The organism is Amycolatopsis sp. NPDC051071 (genome assembly GCF_040682875.1).
Lineage (GTDB): Bacteria > Actinomycetota > Actinomycetes > Mycobacteriales > Pseudonocardiaceae > Amycolatopsis.
On sequence record NZ_JBFBBY010000274.1, the window covers coordinates 1 to 6,468 of the forward strand.

At 68.6% G+C, this 6,468-nt stretch carries 6 protein-coding genes; 4 read left to right on the forward strand and 2 right to left on the reverse strand.

Annotation, left to right across the window (positions count from 1 at the left end; all coding sequences use genetic code 11):
* Positions 1–206: 206 nt before the first annotated feature.
* A complete protein-coding gene (locus AB0M65_RS39730; protein ID WP_364040433.1) occupies positions 207–1,490 on the reverse strand; it encodes an aspartate aminotransferase family protein in 1,284 nt (427 codons plus the stop codon).
* 156 nt (positions 1,491–1,646) lie between these two features.
* Here AB0M65_RS39730 and serS point away from each other — a divergent pair, with 156 nt between their 5' ends.
* Positions 1,647–2,915 carry a serine--tRNA ligase gene (gene serS, locus AB0M65_RS39735; RefSeq protein ID WP_364040436.1) on the forward strand — a complete coding sequence of 423 codons (1,269 nt, stop codon included), beginning with the start codon at positions 1,647–1,649 and terminating at the stop codon, positions 2,913–2,915.
* A gap of 41 nt (positions 2,916–2,956) precedes the next feature.
* Entirely contained in the window at positions 2,957–3,943 is a 987-nt protein-coding gene (locus AB0M65_RS39740) for a DUF3558 family protein (protein ID WP_364040439.1), read from the forward strand.
* Here AB0M65_RS39740 and lhgO read toward each other — a convergent pair.
* Positions 3,940–5,124 (reverse strand): L-2-hydroxyglutarate oxidase, encoded by a 1,185-nt coding sequence (gene lhgO / locus AB0M65_RS39745; RefSeq protein ID WP_364040442.1) that lies wholly within the window; start codon positions 5,122–5,124, stop codon positions 3,940–3,942. The two genes, AB0M65_RS39740 and lhgO, sit on opposite strands and share 4 nt — an antisense overlap.
* Before the next feature lie 80 nt (positions 5,125–5,204).
* On the opposite strand from lhgO, the gene AB0M65_RS39750 reads away from it, so the two are divergent.
* Positions 5,205–5,801, forward strand: coding sequence for a TetR/AcrR family transcriptional regulator (locus AB0M65_RS39750; protein WP_364040445.1), 597 nt, complete (start codon positions 5,205–5,207; stop codon positions 5,799–5,801).
* Positions 5,798–6,292 carry a nuclear transport factor 2 family protein gene (locus tag AB0M65_RS39755; protein ID WP_364040448.1) on the forward strand — a complete coding sequence of 165 codons (495 nt, stop codon included), beginning with the start codon at positions 5,798–5,800 and terminating at the stop codon, positions 6,290–6,292. Before AB0M65_RS39750 ends, AB0M65_RS39755 begins: the two co-directional genes overlap by 4 nt.
* The last annotated feature ends 176 nt before the right edge of the window (positions 6,293–6,468 follow it).

Consider the following 6,468-nt stretch of genomic DNA (forward strand, 5'->3'; position numbering starts at 1 on the left):
ACTCCCCTTTCCTTTTTTTTTGTCTTTTTTTTTTTTTTTACCCCCCCCCGGGGGTATCCCTTCTTGTGGGCTCCCCATAGGACAAATTTCGTCCTATGGGGACCCCTCATGACATCGGTCAGGAAAGCGCGACACGCGACATCGGTCGGGAGAGCGCGACACCCGTCAGGAAAGCGCGACACCCGTCAGGGGAGCGCGACACCCGGTCAGGAGATGGCCGCCAGCGAGTCCACGACGATCCCCAGCCCCTCCGCCGCCTCATCGGCGGTGAGCGTCATCGGCGGCGCGATCCGCAGGACGTTGCCGTGCAGCCCGCCCTTGCCGATCAGCAGCCCGCGTGCCTTGGTCTCCTCCATCATCCGCGCCGCGGCGTGGGTGTCGGGCTCCATCCCGCCCGGCTTCACCAGTTCGACGCCGATCATCAGGCCCTTGCCCCGGACGTCCCCGATCAGCGGGTTTCCCGTCGCGCGCAGGCCGGTGAGCAGTGCGTTGCCGCGGGCGAGCGCGTTGGCCTGCAGGTCGTGGTCGGCGATGTGGTCGAGTACGGCGGCCGCGCCTGCCATGGCGACCGGGTTGCCGCCGAAGGTCGAGATCGAGTTGGCGGTGAGGCAGTCGACGAGGTCGCCGCGGGCCACGAGACCGCCGATGGCGAGCCCGTTGCCGAGGCCCTTCGCGAAGGTCATCGCGTCGGGGACGACGTCGTGTGCCTGTATCCCCCAGTAGTGTTCCCCGGTCCGGCCCCAGCCGGTCTGGACCTCGTCGGAGATGAACAGGATCCCGTACTCGTCGAGGACCTCCTTCATCGCCTTGAACAGGCCGTCCGGCGGTGAGCTGAAGCCGCCGACACCCTGGATCGGCTCGGCGATCATGCAGGCGACGTCACCCGACGTGCTTGTCTGCAGTACGTCGACCAGGTCCGCGACGCAAGCGTCGATGTAGGCGGTGTCCGACAGTTCCCGGAACGGGCTGCGGTACCGGTAGCCGCCGTGGACGTAGCTCACCTTCACCGGGCTGAGCGACGACGCCGACCAGCCGCGGTTGCCCGTGATGCCGACCGTCGCGAACGATCGCCCGTGGTACGAGTTCCGCATCGCCAGCACCTGGTTGCTGCGCCGGTATTGCGTGGCGAGCATCAGTGCGGTGTCGTTGGCTTCGGTCCCGGAGTTGGTGAAGAACACCTTCGCGTCGGGGATGCCGGAGAGCTTCGCGATCCGTTCGGCCAGTTCGACCTGCGAGCGGATCAGGTACAGCGTCGAGGTGTGCAGGATCCCGGTGTCGAGTTGCTTGCGCACGGCGTCGCTGATCGCCGAGACGTCGTAGCCCATCGAGTTCGTCAGGATGCCTGCGAAGAAGTCGAGGTAGCTGCGCCCGGTCGAGTCGATGACCCGGCGGTCCTGCGCGTGCACGATCTCGATCGGCTCGTCGTAGTAGAGCGCGAGCCACGACGGGAGTACCGCCTTGTGCCGCGCCAGCAGGTCCGCATCGGTCATCGGGTTTCTCCGTCCGCAGCAGGGAGATCCCAGTATGGGGAGAGCCCGAAACGAGCGACAACGATCAGACTGTCGGGTTATCCGCGCGGGCCCGCACAGTCTGTTCGGGGAAACTGCCTCGAAGCCCGGTCAGACCTAGTACTAACCTCAGCAATCGTGATTGACCCCAGGACTCTGCGCGATGACCCGGACGTCGTGCGCGCTTCGCAGCGCGCCCGTGGCGAGGACGAAGGAGTGGTCGACAAGCTGCTCTCCCTCGACTCCCGCCGCCGGTCTTCGATCGCCGCCGCCAACACGCTGCGTGCCGAGCAGAAGTCGCTGGGCAAGCTCGTCCCGAAGGCGCAGGGAGACGAACGGGCCGCGCTGCTCGCCAAGGGGAAGGACCTCGCCGCCCAGGTGAAGGCCGCCGAGGTCGAGCAGACCGAGGCGTCGGAGGAGTTCGACCAGCTGCACCGTGTGGTGCCGAACCTCGTCCACCCCGACGCGCCCGAAGGTGGCGAGGACGATTACGTCGTGCTCAAGCACGTCGGCGACCCGAAGAAGTTCGACTTCACGCCGAAGGACCACCTTGAGCTGTGCGAAGGCCTCGGCGCGCTCGACATGGAGCGTGGCGCGAAGGTCTCGGGCTCGCGGTTCTACTTCCTCACCGGCATCGGTGCCCAGCTGCAGCTCGCTCTGCTGAACATGGCCATCGCGCAGGCGACGGCGAACGGATTCACCCCGATGATCACGCCGACCCTGGTGCGGCCGGAGATCATGGCCGGCACCGGTTTCCTCGGCGCGCACTCGTCGGAGGTCTACCGGCTGCGCGACGACGACCTGTATCTCGTCGGCACCTCCGAGGTCCCGCTCGCCGGCTACCACGCCGACGAGATCCTGGACCTGGGCAAGGGTCCGAAACGCTACGCGGGCTGGTCGTCCTGCTACCGCCGCGAGGCCGGTTCCTACGGCAAGGACACCCGCGGCATCATCCGTGTCCACCAGTTCGACAAGGTCGAGATGTTCGTCTACACGCGTCCGGAGGACGCCGAGGCCGAGCACGCGCGCCTGCTGGACTGGGAAGAGCAGATGCTCGCCAAGATCGAGGTCCCGTACCGGGTGATCGACACCGCCGCCGGCGACCTCGGCACCTCGGCGTACCGGAAGTTCGACTGCGAGGCGTGGGTGCCGTCGCAGGAGACCTACCGCGAGCTGACCTCGACGTCGAACTGCACGACATTCCAGGCTCGCCGCCTCGGTATCCGCTACCGCGACGCCGACGGCCGTCCGCAGACCGTCGCCACGCTGAACGGAACGCTCGCCACCACCAGGTGGATTGTCGCGATCCTGGAGAACCACCAGCTCGAAGACGGCTCCGTCCGCGTCCCCGAAGCGCTTCGCCCCTTCCTCGGCGGAACCGAGGTGCTCACGCCGACATCGAAGTAGGCCGTGCACCAGTAATGTGCGAGCCGATGAGAAGGGGACGCATGCGGTTTCGGAATTCGCTCGTGAGCGGCCTGGCGGTGCTGGCGCTCGGCGGCTGCACGTCGGCGGTCGGCGGTTCGGCGGCGCCGGTGCCAGGACAGGGGCCGGTGATCACGAAGGCCGACCCGTGCTCGCTGGTGTCCCAGCAGCAGGCCGACGCGCTGGGGGTCACGTACCCGGGCCGGGGACGCCCGGCGAAGCCCGCGCAGAAGATCGCCGCGGCCTGCCGGTTCTCCGAACTGGAGGACGCGCCGGACGGTGTCGCGCTGGAGGTGTCGCAGAGCAAGGACCTCTCGGCGGCCGAGTACTACGCCGGTGCCCTGCCCGGCGAGAAGTTCGGCGTCGGCGGGTTCACCTGGACGCGGTACGGGACGATCCTCGGGCCGAGCTACTGCTCCCTGACCACCGAACTGGACGCGAAGACGTTCGTCGAGGTCACGAGCGACGCGCCGGGTGACGACGACAGCAAGGCATGCGACCTGGCGAAGGCCGCCCTTCCCGCGGTGGCCTCGCATCTGCCCGGCGGGCAGCAGGATCCGCAGATCACCGCGCCCCCGGGACAGAAACCGCTCGAAGCGTCCGGTCCGCTGGTGAACGTCGACCCGTGCACCCTGCTCAAACCCGACCAGGTGACCCCGCTCAACCTGGCGCCCGCGCGGCCGATGAACGGCTCGTCGAGAGATCCCAAGAACGGCTGCCAGTGGGACGACACCGACGGCGACAGCGGAATGAAGGCGCTCGACCTGTGGGTCTACACGGCGACGAAGACCGCGGACGTCCCCGGCCTGGAGGGCACTCCCGCCGAGCAGGAGGTCGCGGGCAAGAAGTGGATTGTCTACTCGTCGCCCGACAGCCCGATCTGCGTCGCGCTCCTCCCGGTCACGGAGACTTCGTCGATCAAGCTCGACACCGGGAACCTCGGCGACAAGACCAAGGCCTGTGACATCCCCAAGGCCGTCATGCCACTGGTGACCGCGAACGTGCCCTAGACGGCTACCTCGTCGGCGATGTGCTTGGCGATCTCCAGCGCGCTGGTCGCCGCCGGCGAGGGCGCGTTGAGGACGTGTACCTGGTTTCGCGCGATCTCGATCAGGAAGTCGTCGACGAGTGAGCCGTCCGGGCGCAGCGCCTGCGCCCGGACCCCGGAGCCGTGCCGCACGATGTCGTCTTCGGTGACGGCGGGCACGAGCCGGGCGAGGCTTGCGGCGAAGCGGCGGCGGGAGAACGAGCGGCGGACCTCGTCGAGCCCGGTCGGGTAGGCGTATTTGCGCGCGAGCCGCCAGACGCCGGGGAACCGGGCGACTTCGGCGAGGTCCTTCGCGGAGACGTCGCGCCAGGTGTAGCCCTCGCGGCGCAGCGCGAGCACCGCGTTGGGGCCGGCGTGCACGCTGCCGTCGAGCATCCGGGTCAGGTGTACGCCGAGGAACGGCAGCGACGCGTCCGGGACCGGGTAGATCAGGCCGCGCACCAGATGGCGGCTTTCGGGCTTCAGCTCGTAGTACTCGCCGCGGAACGGCACGATCCGCGCGCTCGGGGTGAGCCCGGCCAGCCGCGCGACGCGGTCCGCGTGCAGGCCCGCGCAGTTGACGAGCGCGTCGGCCTGGACGACGTCGTCGCCGGTCGCCACCTCGACGCCGCCGTCACGGCCCGCGCGGATACCGAGCGCGGGGGTGCCCAGCCGGAGGTCGGCGTCGGACTCGTCGAGCAGGCGCACCAGCGCGGCGCAGACGGCCGGGAAGTCGATGATGCCGGTGGACTCCACGCGCAGTGCCGCCACGCACGAGACCTCGGGTTCGTACTCGCGGGCTTCGCTGGGGGTGATCAGCTTCGCCGGGACGCCGTTGGCTTCGGCCCGTTCGGCGAGCACCTTCAGCGCGGGAAGTTCGGCTTCGGAGGTGGCGACGACGAGTTTGCCGCAGACCTCCACCGGCACCCCGTACTGCCGGGCGAAGTCCACAATGGACCGATTGCCCGCGGTGGACATCCTCGCCTTGAACGATCCCGGCTTGTAGTAGAGCCCCGCGTGCACGACGTTCGAGTTGTGCCCGGTCTGGTGGGCCGCCCAGTGGTCCTCCTTTTCGAGCACCGTGACGTCCAGGCCTCGTTTGGTCAGCTCCCAGGCCGTGGCGAGTCCGACGATCCCGCCCCCGATGACTACGACAGTGCGCACGATCGACCAGGCTACCCGGAGCGCTACCTGACAACCGTCAGGTTCAGTGGTAACGTACCTGACCGATGTCAGGTAAGAGGTTGAGCCGAGACGAACGCCGGGAGCGGATCCTGTCCGCGGCGGCGGCGTTGTTCGCCGCGTCCGGATATGACGGGGCGGGGATGCGCGACGTCGCGACAGCGGCCGGGATCAGCACGCCGGTGCTCTACGACCATTTCCCGTCCAAGGCGCGGCTGTACGCCGGACTGCTGGAGTCCGAAGTGGACAGTCTGCTGGCAGGCTGGGAACGGCTGCCGCCGTCCGAGACCGCCGAGGAGTTGCTGCGTGGCCGGGTCGCGGCGATCTTCGCCTGGATGGAGACGAACGAACGCGGCTGGCGGATGATCTTCGCCGAGACGCCGTCGGATCCGGCCGTCGCCGAGGTGCACCGGCGCGGGCAGGCCAGGGCGACCGGGCAGCTCACCGAGGTGTTCGCGCAGGTCCCCGGCCTGGCGCTGACCGCGGACCTGCCGCGCGAACGCGCGAACGAAGCACTCGCCGAAGCCGCGAAGAGCGCACTGAACGCCATCGCCACCTGGTGGTGGAGCAACCGCGACATCCCGAAGGAACAAGTCGTCGCGCTCACGACGGATCTGTTGTGGCGCGGACTGGGGAACCTGATCGAGGAGGACGGATGAGTCCGGAAACCACCGAGCGATACCGCCGGGCTGTCGAGAAACGCGATGTCACGCTGGCGCTGAGCGCGTTCGCGCCGGACGTCGTCGTGCACTCGCCGCTGACCAGCCGGGTCCGGTTCACCGGGCACGCGGAACTCGGGCCGCTGCTGGAAGTCGCGTACTCGCATCTGCGTGACGTCCGGTTCCACACCGACACCGGTGACGAGAAGACGCGCGTCGTCGTCTACACCGCGCGGATCGGCGGTGAGGAGATGGAAGAGGCGACGGTGCTGAAGCTGAACGAAGAAGGTCTCATCGCCGAAGCGACGTTGTTCGTGCGGCCGCTGCCCGGGCTCGTCGCCCTGATGGACGCCTTCGGCCCCGACATCGCCCGCCGCAACGGCCGCACCTTCGCGGCCCGGCTGCTCGCCGTGGCCGCGAAACCCCTGCTGGCCATGGTGCGTTCCGGTGACCGCCACGCCGTCCCGCTCGCCGGACCCCGCACCCCTTGACCCGCGTGAAGGCCCCCTTCCCTCGGCTGAGTTTTTAAAGGCATGGCCGCGTGAAGGTCCCCTTCCCTCGGCTGAGCCGCGTGAAGGTCCCCTTCCCTCGGCTGAGCCGCGTGAAGGTCCCCTTCCCTCGGCTGAGCCGCGTGAAGGTCCCCTTCCCTCGGCTGACCCGAGGGAAG